18 protein-coding genes and 1 tRNA gene are annotated in these 18,426 nt (G+C 55.8%); 7 read left to right on the top strand and 12 right to left on the bottom strand.

What is annotated here, in order from left to right:
- Positions 1–39 precede the first annotated feature (39 nt).
- From AC01ZF_RS10475 to AC01ZF_RS10465, 3 genes are all read right to left on the bottom strand, one after another.
- Positions 40–255 (bottom strand): hypothetical protein, encoded by a 216-nt coding sequence (locus tag AC01ZF_RS10475; protein ID WP_287911348.1) that lies wholly within the window; start codon positions 253–255, stop codon positions 40–42.
- An 8-nt stretch (positions 256–263) separates the two neighbouring features.
- Positions 264–614, bottom strand: a complete 351-nt coding sequence (gene rsfS / locus AC01ZF_RS10470) for a ribosome silencing factor (RefSeq protein ID WP_424676909.1) — start codon at positions 612–614, stop codon at positions 264–266.
- A gap of 112 nt (positions 615–726) precedes the next feature.
- The gene (locus tag AC01ZF_RS10465) at positions 727–1,623 is read right to left on the bottom strand and encodes an NYN domain-containing protein (protein WP_476575349.1); all 897 of its coding nucleotides are present in this window, start codon (positions 1,621–1,623) and stop codon (positions 727–729) included.
- Positions 1,624–1,994: 371 nt separating this feature from the next.
- Here AC01ZF_RS10465 and AC01ZF_RS10460 point away from each other — a divergent pair, with 371 nt between their 5' ends.
- Complete coding sequence (locus tag AC01ZF_RS10460) at positions 1,995–2,549, top strand: macro domain-containing protein (protein ID WP_424676911.1); 555 nt, start codon at positions 1,995–1,997, stop codon at positions 2,547–2,549.
- 208 nt (positions 2,550–2,757) lie between these two features.
- Positions 2,758–3,282, top strand: a complete 525-nt coding sequence (locus AC01ZF_RS10455; protein ID WP_424676912.1) for a PspC domain-containing protein — start codon at positions 2,758–2,760, stop codon at positions 3,280–3,282.
- 21 nt (positions 3,283–3,303) lie between these two features.
- On the opposite strand, the gene AC01ZF_RS10450 is transcribed toward AC01ZF_RS10455, so the two are convergent.
- The 3 genes from AC01ZF_RS10450 to AC01ZF_RS10440 form a co-directional block, all read right to left on the bottom strand.
- A complete protein-coding gene (locus tag AC01ZF_RS10450; protein WP_428111683.1) occupies positions 3,304–4,137 on the bottom strand; it encodes a DUF92 domain-containing protein in 834 nt (277 codons plus the stop codon).
- Positions 4,138–4,231: 94 nt separating this feature from the next.
- Positions 4,232–4,705: an SRPBCC family protein gene (locus AC01ZF_RS10445; protein ID WP_424677569.1), complete on the bottom strand. Its 474-nt coding sequence runs from the start codon at positions 4,703–4,705 to the stop codon at positions 4,232–4,234.
- 224 nt (positions 4,706–4,929) lie between these two features.
- Complete coding sequence (locus AC01ZF_RS10440; protein WP_428132600.1) at positions 4,930–6,198, bottom strand: multidrug effflux MFS transporter; 1,269 nt, start codon at positions 6,196–6,198, stop codon at positions 4,930–4,932.
- A 209-nt stretch (positions 6,199–6,407) separates the two neighbouring features.
- Between AC01ZF_RS10440 and AC01ZF_RS10435 the strand changes: the two genes are divergently transcribed.
- Positions 6,408–6,704, top strand: a complete 297-nt coding sequence (locus AC01ZF_RS10435; RefSeq protein ID WP_424677567.1) for a hypothetical protein — start codon at positions 6,408–6,410, stop codon at positions 6,702–6,704.
- Positions 6,705–6,900: 196 nt separating this feature from the next.
- Positions 6,901–7,155, top strand: coding sequence for a GNAT family N-acetyltransferase (locus AC01ZF_RS10430; protein WP_424676179.1), 255 nt, complete (start codon positions 6,901–6,903; stop codon positions 7,153–7,155).
- Positions 7,156–7,162: 7 nt separating this feature from the next.
- Here the strand turns inward: AC01ZF_RS10430 and AC01ZF_RS10425 are convergent, their stop codons facing one another.
- The 3 genes from AC01ZF_RS10425 to AC01ZF_RS10415 form a co-directional block, all read right to left on the bottom strand.
- Complete coding sequence (locus tag AC01ZF_RS10425) at positions 7,163–7,882, bottom strand: TIGR04282 family arsenosugar biosynthesis glycosyltransferase (RefSeq protein WP_424676180.1); 720 nt, start codon at positions 7,880–7,882, stop codon at positions 7,163–7,165.
- A gap of 169 nt (positions 7,883–8,051) precedes the next feature.
- The gene (locus AC01ZF_RS10420) at positions 8,052–8,735 is read right to left on the bottom strand and encodes a hypothetical protein (protein WP_424676181.1); all 684 of its coding nucleotides are present in this window, start codon (positions 8,733–8,735) and stop codon (positions 8,052–8,054) included.
- Between the two features lie 174 nt (positions 8,736–8,909).
- A complete protein-coding gene (locus AC01ZF_RS10415) occupies positions 8,910–10,811 on the bottom strand; it encodes a VanW family protein (protein ID WP_428132646.1) in 1,902 nt (633 codons plus the stop codon).
- 100 nt (positions 10,812–10,911) lie between these two features.
- Between AC01ZF_RS10415 and AC01ZF_RS10410 the strand changes: the two genes are divergently transcribed.
- Positions 10,912–10,987: transfer RNA gene (locus tag AC01ZF_RS10410), tRNA-Lys, on the top strand.
- A 148-nt stretch (positions 10,988–11,135) separates the two neighbouring features.
- Here AC01ZF_RS10410 and AC01ZF_RS10405 read toward each other — a convergent pair.
- Complete coding sequence (locus AC01ZF_RS10405; protein WP_424676183.1) at positions 11,136–12,821, bottom strand: M14 family metallopeptidase; 1,686 nt, start codon at positions 12,819–12,821, stop codon at positions 11,136–11,138.
- Between the two features lie 200 nt (positions 12,822–13,021).
- Here AC01ZF_RS10405 and AC01ZF_RS10400 point away from each other — a divergent pair, with 200 nt between their 5' ends.
- Positions 13,022–13,987, top strand: a complete 966-nt coding sequence (locus tag AC01ZF_RS10400) for a PP2C family protein-serine/threonine phosphatase (RefSeq protein WP_424676184.1) — start codon at positions 13,022–13,024, stop codon at positions 13,985–13,987.
- Between the two features lie 53 nt (positions 13,988–14,040).
- The gene (mutL, locus tag AC01ZF_RS10395; protein ID WP_428132649.1) at positions 14,041–15,876 is read left to right on the top strand and encodes a DNA mismatch repair endonuclease MutL; all 1,836 of its coding nucleotides are present in this window, start codon (positions 14,041–14,043) and stop codon (positions 15,874–15,876) included.
- A 101-nt stretch (positions 15,877–15,977) separates the two neighbouring features.
- Here the strand turns inward: mutL and AC01ZF_RS10390 are convergent, their stop codons facing one another.
- Complete coding sequence (locus AC01ZF_RS10390) at positions 15,978–17,144, bottom strand: C45 family autoproteolytic acyltransferase/hydolase (protein WP_424676186.1); 1,167 nt, start codon at positions 17,142–17,144, stop codon at positions 15,978–15,980.
- A gap of 113 nt (positions 17,145–17,257) precedes the next feature.
- Positions 17,258–18,424 (bottom strand): cysteine desulfurase family protein, encoded by a 1,167-nt coding sequence (locus AC01ZF_RS10385; RefSeq protein WP_424676187.1) that lies wholly within the window; start codon positions 18,422–18,424, stop codon positions 17,258–17,260.
- Between the last annotated feature and the right edge of the window lie 2 nt (positions 18,425–18,426).

The following is an 18,426-nucleotide window of genomic DNA, read 5'->3' as shown; positions in this document are numbered from 1 at the left end:
CGTTGCAGGCAACTCCCTCGTCACCCGATTCGGTATGGCCTACTGCATCAGCAGGTCAAAGTGCGGTCGCCCATCGTCGCCACCGAGTCGGCGGAGGCCACGCTGAATTGCGCGCACTGCACCTTCACCGAGCCAGAACGTCAGTACCGAGCCAACGATGAAGCCAAGTGCGCTACCCAAAGCCGCTCCACTGGCGAACAATACAAACCGCTTGCGTCGCGACGCCGCTTTGCGCCGCGTAGTCTCCTTGCCCATAATACTCCTCACTGGACGACAACTACCGGCATTGCTTTACTCCAAAGACGTTCAAGCCGATAGTATTCACGCTGGCTCTGACTGAAGATGTGTACCACGATGTCGCGATAGTCGAGTACAATCCAGCCGGTGTCGGCGCTACCTTCGATGCGTGGGTTTAACCCATGCTCGGTTGAAATCTTTTCGTCGATATGGTCGATAATCGCACGCATTTGTCGATCATTATCGGCGGTGCAAATAATAAAATAGTCGGCAATGGTCGTCTGCGGACGAATGTCGAGCAGGATGATGTCATGAGCCTGCTTGTCTTCGACCAACTCGACAATACGGCGGGCAATCACTGCGGTCTCGATAGTCATATCCTCCTTTGTCACTGTGCGTTATCTGTTAATCTGATCGTATCATATTTGATGCATGTTGTAAAACGGTACATGGCACAAAACCGGTGCAAACAACTCATTCGGTTGCTTATCATACGTCGTTGGCCGGCTTGGGGGTGCTCGGTTTGAGGCGGATGGCGATAGCTCCGTTGTCGAGCCTGAACATCTCAAACATCCCTTTTGCTTCTGTAACACAGGCTTCCATTAATTTCGATAGGGTCTGATACCCGTAGCGTCGATGGTCAAAACTAGGATCGATAGAACGGAGGCGTGAACCGATGACGCTCCCACTAACCCATTTACCGGGATCAGCTTGCGCCGACTCGGCCAGTATGTCTTTGAGGAGTTTCACGGCATCGCGCAGCGGTATAACTATTTGACTATCGAGTTGAGGTCGGTTGGTAAGCTTGGCTGTTGGTTGGGGAATGGGTGAACCGCCGTTGGCACCTGCTGAGGTTGTTGGTGGTAAACTGCTCCTCACCGCAGTTGTTTCGGTTGTGCTGATGAGGGTCGGTGCAGGCGTGTTAGAACTTTGGGTGGTTTGCTCTCTTTCCGTGACAACGGTTGGAGGAACAGATGATGTGCCGGTGTTGGGTTTCGCCAAGGGGATGAACGTACTGCATGCCTCTTTCAAGACTATTGCCGTCTGCTCCATCCCGATCACAATCACGTTAGCGCCGCCGGCGCGGAGTCGTTTGACCAGCGGTGCATAATCACCGTCACCGGTTACTAAACAAAAATCATCGCACACTTGCCGGTAATGCAGATCCATTGCATCAATAGTCAGTACCATATCGATGGTACTTTTACCCGGAGCTATCCCTGCATGGTAGATCGGACGCAAATCGTAGCATGCGACTGCTTCAATCCATTTTTGGTGGGCAGAGAGTGACCAGTTGGCATAGACACGGCGTATGACCAACATGCCTTGCTTGTGAGCTAATTCCATCACTTGGTCGGCATAGGTGGCAGCACAGTTTTCACCCAAGAGGGCAATGCGGCGAGGTGCGGTGGGTGATCGGCATGCGGTGGCTCCGGTAGGCAGCAAGGCGACGTGCGTAGATTGCCATCAGCAGGTTTCTGACCAGTGGAACGCATCGTTGGGTTAAGAATGATAATAGCAGTGATGACATATCATTCCCCAGGCGTGCAAAATCGGTGTGCCTCTCTGAATCTACGTAACCAACCGGTAAAGGTTGCAAAATCGTAAGAGTCTTCGTTGATAAGACGAGAACCATATTCACTATACTGCACTACCTTAGTACCAGTCGTTCTAGGGTTTCCCAAGAATCCGCACCGGATGGTACATATTATGGTAAATCTGCGCGATCTAGGTATTTCAACCCAAGGAGGTAGTGTATGACCGATCTTCCGGCACTTCAGATTGGTCAGGCTCGGATCGAGCTTTGCGAGGGTGATATTGTGACCCAATCAGTGGATGCGATTGTCAATGCGGCCAATGAGCAATTGCGCCAGGGTGGTGGTGTATGTGGAGCGATCTTTCGCGCCGCCGGTGCTGCGGAGTTGCAGCGGGCGTGCGACGCTGTGGCCCCTTGTCCAACCGGCGAAGCACGGATTACGCCCGGTTTTGCCTTGCCGGCTCGGTACGTCATCCACGCTGTAGGCCCGATCTTTGATAGTTACTCGCCGACTGAAGCCGACCGGTTGTTGATCAGCGCTTATCGAGCGAGTCTGGCGCTAGCTCGTCAGTATGGAGTACGTAGCATCGCTTTTCCGAGCATCGCCACCGGTATTTATGGCTTTCCGGTCGAACGGGCGGCTCCATTAGTGATACGTACATTGGTCGGTGAACTTCGTGTGCATCAGTCACCGGCATTAGTGCGGATGGTGTTGTGGCACGATACGTTTCCGGTGTATCGCGCAGCATTGGCACAGCTTGCGGCGACAAGCTAGCGAGGGTCTAGGCGGTGTTGACGCAAGCCTTAAGCTGTTACTCGTCAGCATACCACATCACCGGGATGTAACGTTCACCGATCGGCAGCAGTCTGCTGCAAACCCGTTTAGGCGCTGGAGCCAATTGCAACAATTTGGTAAAACCTTCGTCAAAACACCAGAGCAAGCGTAGGTGGATCGGCCACACCTCGGCCGGAAGGAGCTTTCTATGCAGACTCGACTAACGCGCAGCAGCACCGATAAAATGATCGGCGGCGTGTGTGGTGGATTAGCCCGCTACTTTAGCGTCGATCCGGTTATCGTTCGCCTCATCTTTGTATTGGTCTTTTTCATCAACGGCATTAGTTTGCCGGTCTATCTGGTGTTATGGATCATTATGCCGAAAGACACCCCGCCACAATATCCATCCTTCACGTCAGGGGTAACGCCGCAGCCGCAGGAGATGTTTGTCGGTCAGGGTCAAGTGAGTGGGCAAGCACGGGTAGGCTATGCGCCTGATCCTGGCTATCGGTTCGATCCGCTCACCGGTAAACCAATCGAAGGACCGGCCACTGGCGAAACGGTGCAATTAGTACCACCGACACCGCGCCGGCGCAATTGGAGCTTGTTAGGAATGATTCTGATGGGGGTAGGAGGGATTATTCTGCTCGAGCAAATGGGGATCAATCTCTCGTTACTCTTCCCGATGTTGATGGTTATTGCGGGTTTAGTACTTTTGTGGCGGGCACGGTAGGGGCATTGCGCCGCAATGCCCCTACTGCGCGCCCCCGGCGATCATCGCGATTGTGATCGCGATGATCGCTCCCCCTACCGAGCTGATCAAGTTCACCAGGTCATTATCCATCCAGCGCCAGCCGCGCAAAAAGCGATTGGGTGTGCCATCACGGGCAATGCGGCGCTCGGTTTCACGCCCGTCAGGATACATGTAAATCGCCTGTACCGTTGCACCGAGCAGACTATCGAACAAGGCGCCGCCCAAACCACCGATGACTCCGGCGATGATCATCCACCATGGCGGAGCGCTATCCGGCGTGGCCAGAAGATTGAACAGAAACATCGTTGTCCCGATCAACAACCCGCCGGCTGCTGCGGCTGAGGTACCCATGAGCGTCACGCCACCCGATGTGCCCGGTGGCACCGGTTGGCCGGTGGTAATCAAACGTGGCTGATGAGGACTCAGCACACCTAACTCGGTAGCCCAAGTATCGGCAGTAACGGTAGCCATCAACCCAACAAAAGCGGCCAATAACCACCACGGCTGACCGCTCAGTGCAAATGCTACAGCGCAGATTGCACCCAACCCACCGTTAGCGATGGTCTGGAAGAAATCACGTCGGCCTCCTTTGGAAAACTTCTCGGCAGCCCGCTGCTCTTTAATCGATTCTTTGTAATGCGATAGGACACTACTCGTCACAAAAAACACGATTAATGTCAATCCCCACGGCCAGCCCCCAAAACCAAATGTTAGCGTACCCACTAACACAGCCCCTACCCAACCACTTTCGCTCAGGGAACGACGGGCAAATGCCACACCACCGATAACGATACTGAGCACGAACCCGAGGCCGATCTGTACAAGGTCGATCATACTCTTCCCCGCCTCAGCGCCTAGACGGCAAAAAGATCGCAGAGCACCCACTGGGATGCTCTGCGATTATACCAGAGACAGGAGCGATGATGAGTTAGGCAGCGGCTCGGGCCGACATGGATTGCCGAGTGTGACGAGCAACACCGCGGAGGGCAGTCTCGAGATCGGCGCCCAGCATGTCGGCGACCGTCTTCTCGGGTACAAACGATGCCATCATGCCCAGCATCGGCGTAAGATCAATACCCATGACCACTTGTAAGTCGGTGCCGTTGACCGCTTGGCTGAGAACCCAGCGCGTTTCAACCGGCAATGGTGTGCGCACGGTAAAAACAATTTCCCGGTTGTCTTGCCATGTCAGGTCACCTTCGCAGCGAATGGTACCGAATAAACCACCCATCGACATGTAGGTGACAAGGCGAGCATGACGGGCAATGTCATCGCGATTAAGCAGCTCAGTCTTTTGCACGCGCGGCAAAATCTTGCTGATGAGTTCGGGGTTGGCTAAGGTGGTAAATACTTGCTCTGGGGTAACACCCTCTATGTGACAGCGGCGACCTACTTTAATCATGGAAAACTCCTGTCTCTGTTTTGTCAATACTTTGCACAACTAATCATAGCATCTATGTACAGGAATGTCAATAGTTGTAGAGCGAAATTTGTTGGGAAATCGAACAATCGCGGCAAATGGTCAACAATGGCGGTGTTATTGGATCTTTGGGGACACTGGAGGAATGCGCTACGAAATAGCGAATAGTGGTGTAACGTCAGGTGTCACCTAGAAATGTCGTCCGATCACGCCACCGATTCGGGATCGACCACCCGATGTTGCCGACCATCAGCCCACCGCATCAGACCAAATGCGCTCAACGCCAGTACCGCAAAACCTAGTGCCAGCGGGATAATCGTACCGTTATAGGCCTGACCGATGATGGTGGCAATCGGAATGGCCACAAACGTCGAGAGTGAGCCGACCACCGCAGCGCCAGTACCGGCAACATGACCGAGTGGTTCCATCGCCATCGCATTCATATTGCCAAACAAAATCCCAAGGCAAAAGAAACTCGGCATCAGTGCTGCCATCAATACCCAGAGCGAGGGTTGACCGTGCGTCACCACGGCAATGCCTGCCAGCGTGAGCGTCAGCCCGATCAAGACGAGCAAGGCATTGCCGATGAGCGAACGCATCCCGTAACGCATCACTAATCGCCCGTTGACGAATGACGCTAAACCGATGGCCAGCGCGTTCCCGGCAAAAAACAACGGGAAGAGGGTCCCTAAAGCGTACTGTTCTTGAAAAATCTGCTGGGCAGAGCTTAGATAACTTTGGAGAATCGCCGAAATAACTCCGGCCATTAACGTATACCCAAGCGCTATTGGGTGACTCACCACTGCGCGAAATGCTCGGCCAATTCGCTGCGGCGATAGCGGTGTCCGTTGGGCTGCCGGTAGTGTTTCCGGTTGGCGTAGACCAAACCAGAGCAACGAAACAATACCTAACACGAGAAGCGTGACGAAGAGCATCCGCCAAGCCGCTACAAGCAGGATAGCCTGACCTACTGCCGGCGCGACGATCGGTACAATGATGAACACGACCATAATGAACGACATTACCCGCGCCATTGCGCGCCCGCTGAAACAGTCCCGGATCAGGGCCATTGAGACGACTCGTGGCCCGGCCACGCCTAGACCTTGTAACAGGCGACCGGCCAGCATCATCGGAAAGTTGATAGCGATTATGGTGAGCGCAGAGCCGATAATGAAGACGGTAAAGCCGAGATAGATGGCGGCTTTGCGGCCAATGCTGTCAGAGAGTGGACCGTAGAGCAGTTGGCCGATCGCTAAGCCGACAAACACCATCGTTACCACCAACTGATTGGCATTGGCGTGAGGTGCACCGAGTTCGTGCCCGATACTACTCAGTGCCGGTAACATCAGATCAATCGACATCGCCACCAGCGAAGTCATCAGTGCCATCATCGCGATGAATTCCCCCATCCGTGGGCTAGATTGAGATGGTAACGTTGACATATTCGGCATGACCTGATCGATGAGACATTGCATTACGCTCCATTATCACGGTTTTCGTGGTTTTTGACAAGTCAATCATCGTTTACGCAATGGTTTGGTGAAGACGCCGGCGCAATCGCACTGACCAATCGTCGGCGCCACTGACGGTCTGTATCCAACAGCGGTTGCTATTGTGCAGATGGTCGAACGCCTTTATCATGCATCAGGTTCGCTACACATACGCTACGAGTTGAGAACATCCAATGCAACCTATTGAACTCCGATTGGCACAACCCGGTGATACGCCATTGTTACGACAGATTGCAATCGCGGCGAAAAGCTATTGGGGGTACCCTGCTTCGCTCATTGTCCAATGGGCAACGACCCCCATCATCACCCCGGAAGCGCTGGAACGTGATCGAGTATGCCTTGCTGCGCGTGCGGGAACTCCGATCGGCTGGTACCGGTTAGCCCTTGATCGGTCACCGGCGTGGCTCCACGAAGCGCAGCGAGAAATCTTCCTTGTCTACGCTCCTGTGGTAAGATTTCTCGGTCGCTGACGCTCCCTCGAAATGACAGGGGGGGCTGTCTTTTCTACGCTCCTGTGGTAAGATTTCTCGGTCGCTGACGCTCCCTCGCAATGACAGGGGGGGCTGTCTTTTCTACGCTCCTGTGGTAAGATTTCTCGGTCGCTGACGCTCCCTCGCAATGACAGGGGGGGCTGTCTTTGCGAGAGAGCACCGTTGTTGCGAGCAAATGACTGTCATTGCGAGCGCAGCTCTGTGGGTCATACCGGAGTGGATCGGTCGCGGCGTGGGTCGGTTGCTGTTGTCTGATGCGATTGCGGTTTGTCGCGCTCGTGGTATCGCCCAGATGGAACTCGAAGCCGATCCAAATGCACTCGGTTTTTACCTTCGTATGGGTGGCGTGGTGATTGGTGAGCGGATCTCAGAATGGAATCGACCGGTGCCGTTGGTACGGTTGGATCTACCATCGGATACGTTGAGCTAGACCTGTGTTATGGTCGGTTTGGGTATAAATTACGCAACAACGTCTCAAGTAATGGTCGGCTATGCGGCAGCGGGGCTGGATCGGCGTGCAACCGCTGGAGATCGGCAATGGTATCGATGTCGTACCACGGATCGATCAGGACTGTGCGTAAACCTAGCCGTTCGGCGACAGCAAGGGTATCGCGCAGGACGGTGGATGTGCTCATGAGCACCTCGGTGAAGAGAGATGGAGCAATCCGGCGCAAGCCGACCAGATAGTATCCACCGTCGTCCGCCGGCCCCAAGACCAGATCGACGCCGCGTTCAAGCTCGGCCAAGGCTTGCCCGATCAAGGTTGGTGGTAGGCTGGGGCTATCGCTGCCGATGATCACGACTGCCGATGTACCTTCTGCTAACAGCTCAGTGGTGATTGCTGCCAGGCGCTCACCTAGATTACGACCAACCTGAGGGCGACGGGCGATGTCGGGCGCAAGAGCTGCAAAGTACTCGGCGGCGTCGGTGGGGGCGTAGGCAATCAGCGATCGTGTGTTTGATACTGTGCGCATCATCGCCACCAAATCGCGCAAAAACAGTTCATACAGCGATGCAGCCTGTGTTGCCGTCAACGGCGGGCACAGGCGTGTCTTGACGCGACCCGGTTCAGGGCGCCGGGCCATCATCACGAGGGTTGGTAACATGCTCACGGCGCGTTGATCGCTGTTCGGGTTGGACCGATTGCGTTGATGCATACGTAACCGTGCTCAGGAGTACGAATATTGGATTGCGGTCGATCAGATCGGCGAGCGAGATATTGCCGATGGTTTGTGACAGCACCAGAGAGTGCGCATCTTCGTACAGCCGACATCCTACCATGCCGAGCGGGTTGTTCGGTATAGTCAACCCGTAACCGTTGCCGGCTTAAACGACTGCACCGGTAATTGCGAATAGTCGTTGAGTTGTCCACGCTTGTGCAAAAGCCAGATAAGGACCGATCGGCATATTCATCAGCGTACAAAGCCGGTTGAAGACAATACCGTAGTGTTGGCTCGTTCGTGGCGCCGGTGCGTTTCGAGAACGGCGTGAAGTTCGGCCAGGCGTGAACCGGTCGCGTCGGTGATCACTTGAGTTGCAGTCCGCTGTCGAGTTGACCATAATCCAAAGTATTGCACCTCCCTGGCAGAGACACCTTCGCTGCGTTGACCATCGGTGTTGGCGGGAGCGAGGACGAGTCGGCAGGCGATGATTTCGACATGCGGTTCGGCAAAGAAGCGCGGTGCACATTGCCGAGTTGCAGTGGTCGATCACGTGACGACTTAACTCACCTGCCTGCTGCACCATCTCGGTCGAAGCGCGCGTCATCTTTGGCGTCATCATCGCTCTACGGTTGGGGCCATCGGCGACATTGCAGTGGTGGCAGGGTTGGTTGCCGCGTCGTCCGACATTGATCTGCAACACATCCATCCGATACCCGACACGCCACAGCGCCACCCCATTGGCTGCTTGGGTGGCGATACATAGTGGTACCGGAATGTTGGCAAAGAGACACAATTGCGCGCGGGGGTGGGCGAGCGGATCATTTGGCGTCGGACGAATTGCTGCCATCGGTGTTGAACCTCGCTATGACACGTATAGCATCTTCAGAGGGGACGACGAGATATGATGTCAGGGAAATGATGAGCGTTCGCCACTCCAAAATCTAATGTCTTTTTTATACTATTTTGAATGACGTTTGTCACGTTTTTCACCTACGCACGCAACAGTTCAGCACGAAATTCATCACCCGGTGCCCCGTACAAAGATGTTTGGCCATGGTCGGAAGCGGGTAAAAAAGAGTTCCCGTCGCTCTTGGCCGTTGGCGTCGGTGATAATACGGTAAATCGAGATGTCGCGTCCGTTGCGTGCGACATCGGTTTGCCGGATGGTACCGCGTGGCAACGAGGGATCATCGACATAGACCGGCTCGCTCGGAGCACGTACTTCGTTACTGATGATCGGCTCCTCGATCCGTACCTCGCGTTTGGGTCGGGTACCGTAGAGTTGTACCACCAATACCTGCGCTTGCTCATCAATACTGGTCTGCATCAACAGCCAATACCCTGTGTCATTGACGAATTTCAGGTCTTGGACACCGGTGAAGATAGCGGCATCCAAGCCTTGCCCGTCGCCATTGGGGCCAAGCCCAAACCGGTCATACCAACTGATATAGAACGAGTGCGCGTGGCGCTCGGTGATCGGCAGGCCGGCCCAGAATGCGGCCCGAAAGACGGTGGTGCTAACCTGACAGACACCGCCGCCCCATTCGAGTTGGGTACGGTTGCCGATAATGGCATAACCCTCGACAAAGCCATTTTCGGCATTGACCTCACCAAGCTGACGATTAAACGAAAACTCTTCGCCGGGTGCGATCAGGACACCGTTCATACGGGCAGCGCCGGCTCGAATATTGGTAATACGGTATGGTGCGGAGCCAGCAAAACTACTGCGCCCTTCGGCAACCAATTCGACAATACCGAGGCTATCGAGTGTGGCAGCCGTAATCTGCGGTTCGATACGGTCTATCGGCAACACGAGGGTCCGAGTGATCGGTGAGGGTTGCATCAGCAGATCGGCAATTGCAGTGGCGGCATCGGCCTGCCGTAAGCGCCGGCCTGGCTGACCCTCGGCTACGATCCGTACTCGGCCATCACTGAAGCGGAGACGTGGTTCGGCCGTACCGGTATCGATACTCTGGGCTAAGCCTTCGACTGCGCGGTTGAGCCGGTCTTGATTGACTTGTACCGTCAATTGACCGTCAACCGGCGTCACCTGCAACAACTCGGCGATTCGTTCAGGAGACCAGACGATGGTCTGATCTTCGACCACCAGTTCCAACGGGCTACGCAGCAAGTTGACTGCGATCTGTTGAGCGATCACCAGATCGGTATCATCGATCTGGGGGTCGAGCTGACGGGTTCGCACCGCCACCGTCTGTGGGCGGAGCTGCTGAATGGCAAGCAGCACATCGTTAGCCGTTGCATCGATCAGCAGTTGCGTTCCAGGTTGACTCGGTTGACCGATAACACGGGCATCGGCCAGGCTGAGGACGGCATCGGCGGGCAACTGTTCAATCTGCGGTGCTATCCCCAGTAAGTAACGCTGGGTTTGGCTAAGATCAACCGACATGCGCAGTGGGAGGTCAATTCCTTCTTGCCACAGTATCCACAGATCACGGATGCGGGTGAAGAGATCGCCACTGCGACCAAGCGCAAATGCACTGTTGACTACCCGTTCCAGGTCAAATGTTACCCCCAATTCGGTCAATGAGGGCTGCCAGGCGTAATCACGGAAAGTGAGTGTTACCGGTTGCTGTTCAAATGCGCGATACCGCTGACGCAACGCAATGATGACCTCGGTGCGATTACGTCCGCCGATTGGTTCACCGTTGAGTGAGATACCGGGCAAAATGGTATTGGGGTAGATGAGGTCAACGGCATAGATCACACCAACCGGCCCAATGATCAGGACGAATAGCGCGAGTGCCAGCCACATCCAGCCGTGAGACCGGCGACGCAATGGACGGCGCGAACGTGGTCGACGCGTCTCAGTAGCGGGTGAGTTCTCGTGAGGGGTGAACCCACCCTTTGCCGCGCGACGGCGATAAATCGGCCCATATTCTGGATAGTAGCGATGATCAGGCATAATGAAGCGACGTTCCCCGATGAATCACTATGCGCATTGTACAAAACCTCGCCGTTGACGACAAGTTGACAATTTGGGGTGGTTGTTGTATATTTTCAGCGGGCCTCTAGCTCAATTGGCAGAGCAGTTGACTCTTAATCAATCGGTTGTGGGTTCGAGTCCCACGGGGCCCACCACTAAAGCACCGGTACAAACCGGTGTTTTTCGTTGATCATCATCAGCGTCGTATCGCTTCCAAGTGCCGGTAGATACCCGACCGTACCGTCGGCAAGTCGAACAAAAAGAGCGACGTTGCGTTACAACGTCGCTCGGCCTGTCTTACAATTATTGAATACTTTCGCCCAACGACACAGTTGCACGGGCTACACCGGCGCGTTGTGAGCGGGCCGTAATAGCAACACTACTTCCCGCCGGGGCCCGGATTGTCCATGTCAGACGGCGCAGGTGGTCGGTGGGAAAACTACCACCCCACAATGCCCGTTTGTTTGCCCGCCCCTCCAGTTGACCGATCTCTGTCCGCTGTTCACCACTCACCAGCATACCGTCCGTCGGCAGAGTTACCTCGACGGCAATCGGTTGGACTGCTTTCATCTCTTGTGCCTTGCTGCTGCCGTAGGTTGGCAAGTAGCCGCTATTAACCACCACCGCTTGCAGTCGGTAGAGGTCGTTACCGAGCGGTTCGGCCTGCACGTGCCGCAGCTCAAGTCGTGGCCCCGTTTGGGCAAGAGCCAGTACGAAACGGGTGTTCGGTTCAAGGGTGCGCAATAAGAATTTCTCCGGTGGGTTCCCGAACGTGCGTCGTTCAATCCAGCCACCAATCTCAACCCGGCCGAGTTGCGGATGATCAAAGGGGCGCCAATTGACGAATCCTGCGCCGTCAAGTTGTTCGTCGTTCCAACGCAGCAGCTTTAGATCGTCTTCTTCGGGATGATCGCGGAACCACTCGATAAAATCGCGTTCTTTGATACCGGCTTCGCCGATCATATCCCACAGCTCAACGGTAAAAGCGTAGATACCGAGTTGCTCGTAAGCCCAGTCATCGAACGCACCCCGCATCACGTCGCGTGGGTGATACCGAAAGCCGTGATAGACCGAGACATGCTTGTAGCCGGTGATCTCCTCACCGCGCCGGCCCAGCTCTTTGTACGTCCACAGATCGTTGATCGGCATCTGATCGTCAGGTTTATCGGAATACGGGCGCAAGATCGCACCCGAATACGTGTGGTACGAGATGGCACTGCTCACATTAAGGTGAGATGTGAGGAACTCAACAATCGCCCGAATCTCCGGTTCAGATGTCGGATATGGCCCGGCGCCGCGCTGGACACCCTCAGGGGCCCAAATGTAAGGAAAGTTGCGATTGAAATCTAATCCTTGAGCGGGTGGGGCAATCTTAACCTCGTAGCCGTCGAAGTTGCGGATGTAGCCCTCGGTATACACGCGGTAGTAGGTGCCGCCGCGCTCATCGGGTAATCGCGGACGCATCAAGCGCGGATCACGTTCACTCACCTTCCAGCCACCATCGGGATCAACCACCCGCATTTGCAGGATGAGACCATCGCCATCGATGTCGGCGGGGTAGAGTCCATCGCGATCATCGGTGAAGGGGTAGCGACGTGTACCCGAACGCACGTAGACCGGTGAAGTGAGCGCTTGCTCCATCCCGTCAGGATTGACGCATGGAACGACGTAAAGCGCTCGCTCATCGAGTAAAGCGGTAATGTTGGGATCACGCCCATACTGCTCGAGCACGGTCTGGATCACGTGGAGCGCGCCCATACAACCGGTGACTTCGGTGGCGTGAATGTTGGCATCGAGCCAAAATGCCGGTTTCTCGTCGTCAGGACCGGTTGCCTGATTGGTGAGGGTCATGAGCCAGATCGGACGCCCTTCGTAACTCGTGCCGATGCTACGCAAAGCACAGAGGTTGGGGTGCTCGGTAGCCCACGCTTGGAGGGCAGCTTCGACTTCGTGTGGACGATAATAGCGGGTAAAGTCGATGGTCGGCATTGTTCAATTCCTTGCTTTATCAACCATTCTTTATCGTAATAGTACCACGAAATCAAAGGGTGTGTGGCAGGCTTAGGTAACGAACATCGGCCAAGGGGAAGCACGATCATCACGCTCGTTTCCATAAGTTCAGATCGGGTGTCGTGTCGGTGGCTGTATGGTATACTGCGGTCAACGAGTGAGGAGGCGAGAGGTCGGCCATGCGTGTAAGGTACAGTGCCCGGACGGATGCCGGTCAACGGCGCGCGATCAATCAAGATGCCTACGGTAATGCTGAGGTCGGGCAAGGAACCCTGCTCGTCGTGTGTGATGGTATGGGTGGACACTTGTCAGGTGAGGTCGCCAGTAAATTGGCAGCTGAGACCATTCTGACCACGTTTCAGCCGAATGATGATCCGGCTGAAGGCCTCCGTCAAGCTTTTGTAATGGCCAACCGGCGCGTCTATGAAGAGGGCCGCGGCACAATGGGTACAACCGCCGTCGCTGCATTTTTCTGCCGTAATATGCTGTATGTTGCGAATGTCGGCGATAGTCGGGCTTATCTCGTGCGCGAAGGCCGGATCAGGCAATTGACCCTCGATCATTCCCTGATCGGCGATCAGGTAGCTGCCGGTTTACTCACCGTCGAACAGGCTCGTCAATCAACGATCCGGAACATTATCACCCGCGCTATTGGTCATCTCGCCCATGTTGAGGTTGATCTGTTCCGCGAGCCGCTCTTGCCCGGCGATACGATAGTGCTGTCAACCGATGGCATGCATGGGTTACTTTCCGATGATGAGATTGCAGCAATCGCCAGCATGCATCCGATAGAGGTAGCGGCACAGCGGTTGGTCGATGAGGCGAACGCGCGTGGTGGTCCCGATAACATTACCGTGATTATCGCCCACGTTGATGGTCTCGATCCGACGATAAGTAGTCAGACTACGACCGGTGAACCGGTGGTGAAACCGGCGACGATCACCCCGCCGTCGGTTAAACCGCTCTCGCGGGTTGGGATGATCGTCGCGATTCTGTTGCTCGTCGCTTTAGTTGGGTTGGGGATCACCGTTATGGTTACCGACCAACGTAACCCGCCACCATTGCTCAGTTCACCGACCGCCGTGATCTCGCCAACGCCGGCTGTTACAATGACGGTGACGCCATCACCGGTGGTAACACCGTGATATACTGTTGTTGAACATTTGTTTGACAAACGTGGCCGATTGGGTGGAAGGCTATGCCGATCCGTCTGCTCGATGAAACGATTGCTGCCCAGATTGCTGCCGGCGAAGTGGTCGAACGTCCGGCTTCCGTTGCCAAGGAGCTGGTCGAGAATGCACTCGATGCCGGTGCGCGCCGGATTGTGGTCGAAGTGCGTGGTGGTGGGCTGCGTGAAATTCGTGTGCAAGATGATGGCTGTGGTATTCCTGCCGAGGAGGTTGAGTTGGCATTTGCTCGTCATGCGACGAGTAAGTTGCACGCTGCCGACGATTTATGGTCCATTCGCACGCTTGGTTTTCGTGGTGAGGCATTGCCAAGCATTGCGAGCGTTGCCCAGGTGATCTGTGTGACCCGCGTCGCCGATGCCGAGTTGGGGGTTGAACTGCGGATCGCCGGTGGTGAAGTGCAGTCACGCTTGCTGTGTGGTTGCCCTGTCGGCACGACAATTACGGTACGCAATCTGTTCTACAATACGCCGGTACGGCGCGAGTATCTCCGTTCGGAAGCTACCGAAACCGGTGCCATCAGTGCAATCGTTCAGCAGTACGCTCTTGCCTACCCCGAAGTGAGTTTTAGCCTCGTGATCGATGGGCGGTTGGCGTTTCAAACGACCGGTGATGGCGACCTGCGTGCGGTGGTAGTTGAGCTGTACGGTCTTGAGGTCGGACGAGCCTTGGTGCCGGTGCAGGCCGAAGTCGGTGATGGTGAGTTGTGGGTGGCGGTGATCGGTCTGATCTCGCCGCCCGACCTGACTCGTAGCTCGCGCAGTTATCTTTCGTTCTTTGCTAATCGGCGCGCATTGCAACCGCGCGGGGCCTTGGCCGCCGTGGTAGAGAGTGCATACCATACGATGCTGATGAAGGGTCGTTTCCCCATCGCGATTATCGATCTGCGAGTGCATCCTGCTGCCATTGATGTGAATGTTCATCCAACCAAGAGCGAGGTCAAGTTTCGCTATCCGGCCCATGTCCATAGTGTGTTGGGGCAGGCAATTCGCGATGCACTGATCAAGGGGAGCGATATTCCGGTGTGGGAAGCTCCCGATCCGGCAACTGCACAACGTCGATTTGAGCTGCGCCGTCTTGGTCAGGAACCGGCAAATTTACCGGCAACGTGGGGAGTAGGCGCTGCGGCATGGGATCGGGCACGTGCGCACTGGGATGTCGGTACACCGAATTCGCGATATGAGCCGTCGCTGCTGTTTTCACCGGTTGCAACACCCACGTCGAATACTTCTGCGCCTGCACCAGATGCTTCATTTGCAACCTCATCATCGGCCTTACCGCCGTTGCGCGTGGTTGGGCAAGTCGGGTTGACGTATATCGTGGCAGAAGCACCAGAGGGGATGTATCTGATCGATCAGCACGCTGCCCACGAGCGAATTACCTATGAGAAGTTGATGAACCAGTATGCGCAACGTGCAGTTGAGTCGCAGCAGTTGCTGATTCCGCAAGCGGTCGAGTTAAGCCCGGAAGCGAGCGCACTTCTGCTAGGCAATGCCGAGAAGTTGGCCGAATGGGGGTTTGTGCTGGAGCCTTGGGGAACCGGAGTGCTGGTGCGGTCAATACCGGCAACCCTGCCACCCGACGAGCTAACGCAGGCATTGCACGAGGTGGCCGAGCGGCTAGCTGGGCGTGGCGGGAGTAGTCCGCGCGAATGGCGTGAAGCGATGTTGATTACGTTGGCTTGCCATACTTCGGTGCGTGCCGGGCAACCGCTCTCGCACGATGAGATGCGTCATCTGCTGCGCCAACTTGAACAGTGCGTGAGCCCGCGCACGTGTCCGCATGGTCGCCCAACTATGATCCTGATGACACCGGCTCAGCTCGAACGTCAGTTCGGGCGACGGTAACGCAAAGGGTGCAAAGATCGCAGAGAACGCAAAGATTGTCTTCGTGGCGTCCTTCGCGTCTTTGCGTTTGCCCCCCCTTGCTCTTTTTGTACTTTGCGTTTCTATATTGATACCGGAACGAACGGTACCTGACACGGTAGGTTAGCCGCTATGTGCATTGTTTGGGTTGTCACATCAATAATTACACCGCACACACTCTCGTTACGATCAACTGCGGCGATCCGCGGATCAGGGTGACGACAGATACAGCGTGGCGCACCTTCGTGATCACGCAAAATGTTCTGCAACACCACAAGATCGATCTGACCGGCAGCGACTTGCAGCAGATCCCACGCCCGACCGTACCGGTCCCGACTCGTTGAGGTAGGTTCCAACGCACATTCACCGGCAGCCGCGTTGGCGTCAAGGCAATGGTTGGCGTGGGCTAGGAGACCTTCACGCGCCGGTAACTCGGCGACTCCGCCCGGTGTGATTTCTAGCGCCAGCAATTCGCCGGTGGCACCGGCCAGAGTAATGCACGACGAACCACCGGACGGAAGGAGTTCGGCCAACCGACGAGCGACAGCTACACTTGTACTCTGCAACATCAGCCGTAATAAGACATGGACCGGCATCCCTTGGTGTTGACCATCCGCTCGCGAGCGTAGTAAGTTTAAGCCGACTGCAACCCCAGCCCCGTTTAGCCCGATTTTGGCGACCATCCCTGCCTCGGTCAGGGTCAAGATCGGCGGATGACCGGGAGTGTCGATGCGGAGCAGGATACACGCCGCCCGTTGATCACCTTGCCAATCCCACGTCTGTGCCAGCCAGACTCTTCCGTTGATCGTCGCCGGTGGAGCAGCCGCAGCGGTGGTGCATTCACCGTCTTCGCCCACCATACCATAATCGTTCAGTGGTAATTCATTGTGGAAGGGGACGCCCGCTGCACGGTTCCGGGCCAGTGCAACGGTAGCTTCCGGGTGATGCACGCCCACACCTACACCGGCCAGCAACTCGGTACGGACATTGAGCGCAATAATTTCGGCGGGGGTGCAGCCGGCCCCCTCAGCAATGCCGTACATCTCGTTCAGTAAGTCGGGAGCGATTTCGGCAAGGAGTGGCTCGTAAGCAAGCGCCTCACGCTGTACCGCAGCCCAATCAAGACCGCGCCGATAGGCAAAGAGACGGGCATAACTGGCAATGCTGTGCCGCACCTGTCTGGCGGTGGAGGCACCATACTGACGACCTCGCTCAAACGGCTCGCCGGCGATGGTGATCACGGGAAACATTAGTCACTTTCCTCTCTTCAACAAGAAATGGATGACCATATGCAACAATATCATCGAGTAACCGGTCTGCCAACCATTTTGTGCCGGTGGGTGCGCTCTTTTTGGCGATACCTTCACGCACACGGTGCTACTGCGCGCAATTGCGCGACAAGATCGGGCAACAGTTCGAGCAAGGTCTCGATCTGTTCGGCGGTGGTATGACGACCCAGCGAAAATCGGATCGAGCCATTCGCTTCTTCGGGCGAAAGCCCCATCGCCAACAGGACGTGTGAGGGTTCCAGTGAACCAGATGTACAGGCGCTGCCTGAGCTAGCGCAGATGCCGCGCTGGTCGAGTAAGAGTAAGAGACTCTCGGTCTCGATACACGCAAAGCCGAGATTGACGATACTCGGCAATCGATAGGTTCGGTCGCCGTTGAGCCACGAGTGCGGAATACGCTGCAATACGCCATCGATCAGTCGCTCACTGAGTGTACGTACCTGATGGACATACTGTGCTCGCTCACGCTCGGCAATCGTTAACGCCGTTGCTAATCCGACAATGCCGGCAATGTTCTCTGTCCCGGCTCGCCGTCGGCGTTCTTGAGCACCACCGTTGATCTGCGGCACCAGTGGTGTGCCACGGCGCATGTAGAGTACTCCCACTCCCTGTGGCCCGTAGAACTTATGGGCTGTCAGACTGAGTAAATCAACACCAAGCGCTTGCACATCAAGCGGCAATTGGCCGGGGGCCTGCACCGCATCGGTATGGAATAACACCCCATGCTCGTGACAGATGGCGGCCAGTTCGGCAATCGGCTGGATCACTCCCGTCTCGTTATTAGCGTACATCACCGATACCAATGCCGTTTCGGGACGGATAGCAGCACTGAGATCGGCAGGGTTGACCCGGCCACTCCAGTCGACGGGGAGGAGGGTCGCACGAAACCCTTCATACTCCACAAGGTAATCGATAGCGTGCAAGACAGCGTGATGCTCAATGGCACTACTGATCACGTGCGTCTTCCCCTGCGCACGTAGTGCCATAGCGACACCCTTGATCGCCAGATTAATGCTCTCACTGCCGCCACCCGTAAAGACGATCTCCTTCGGTTGGCAGCCCAAGACGAACGCTACTTGTTCACGGGCATCGTCGAGCGCTTGCAATGCCGCTCGCCCTACTTGATGGATACTCGAGGCATTTCCGCTTATCCCGCTCAAAAACGGCATCATTGCCTCGAGCACACGCGGGTCGAGCGGTGTCGTTGCGGCATAGTCTAAATACAGGAGGTGCTCAGGCATAC

It is taken from the genome of Chloroflexus sp., from assembly GCF_056331925.1.
The sequence above is the reverse complement of the archived record's forward strand: the minus strand, read 5'-3'. Positions and strand labels throughout refer to the sequence as shown.

Coding starts and splice junctions, on each gene's coding strand:
- AC01ZF_RS10475 (WP_287911348.1), bottom strand. CDS start 255: ATGGGCAAGGAGACTACGCGGCGCAAAGCGGCGTCGCGACGCAAGCGG.
- rsfS (WP_424676909.1), bottom strand. CDS start 614: ATGACTATCGAGACCGCAGTGATTGCCCGCCGTATTGTCGAGTTGGTC.
- AC01ZF_RS10460 (WP_424676911.1), top strand. CDS start 1,995: ATGACCGATCTTCCGGCACTTCAGATTGGTCAGGCTCGGATCGAGCTT.
- AC01ZF_RS10455 (WP_424676912.1), top strand. CDS start 2,758: ATGCAGACTCGACTAACGCGCAGCAGCACCGATAAAATGATCGGCGGC.
- AC01ZF_RS10450 (WP_428111683.1), bottom strand. CDS start 4,137: ATGATCGACCTTGTACAGATCGGCCTCGGGTTCGTGCTCAGTATCGTT.
- AC01ZF_RS10445 (WP_424677569.1), bottom strand. CDS start 4,705: ATGATTAAAGTAGGTCGCCGCTGTCACATAGAGGGTGTTACCCCAGAG.
- AC01ZF_RS10440 (WP_428132600.1), bottom strand. CDS start 6,198: ATGCAATGTCTCATCGATCAGGTCATGCCGAATATGTCAACGTTACCA.
- AC01ZF_RS10435 (WP_424677567.1), top strand. CDS start 6,408: ATGCAACCTATTGAACTCCGATTGGCACAACCCGGTGATACGCCATTG.
- AC01ZF_RS10430 (WP_424676179.1), top strand. CDS start 6,901: ATGACTGTCATTGCGAGCGCAGCTCTGTGGGTCATACCGGAGTGGATC.
- AC01ZF_RS10425 (WP_424676180.1), bottom strand. CDS start 7,882: ATGCATCAACGCAATCGGTCCAACCCGAACAGCGATCAACGCGCCGTG.
- AC01ZF_RS10420 (WP_424676181.1), bottom strand. CDS start 8,735: ATGGCAGCAATTCGTCCGACGCCAAATGATCCGCTCGCCCACCCCCGC.
- AC01ZF_RS10415 (WP_428132646.1), bottom strand. CDS start 10,811: ATGCCTGATCATCGCTACTATCCAGAATATGGGCCGATTTATCGCCGT.
- AC01ZF_RS10405 (WP_424676183.1), bottom strand. CDS start 12,821: ATGCCGACCATCGACTTTACCCGCTATTATCGTCCACACGAAGTCGAA.
- AC01ZF_RS10400 (WP_424676184.1), top strand. CDS start 13,022: ATGCGTGTAAGGTACAGTGCCCGGACGGATGCCGGTCAACGGCGCGCG.
- mutL (WP_428132649.1), top strand. CDS start 14,041: ATGCCGATCCGTCTGCTCGATGAAACGATTGCTGCCCAGATTGCTGCC.
- AC01ZF_RS10390 (WP_424676186.1), bottom strand. CDS start 17,144: ATGTTTCCCGTGATCACCATCGCCGGCGAGCCGTTTGAGCGAGGTCGT.
- AC01ZF_RS10385 (WP_424676187.1), bottom strand. CDS start 18,424: ATGCCTGAGCACCTCCTGTATTTAGACTATGCCGCAACGACACCGCTC.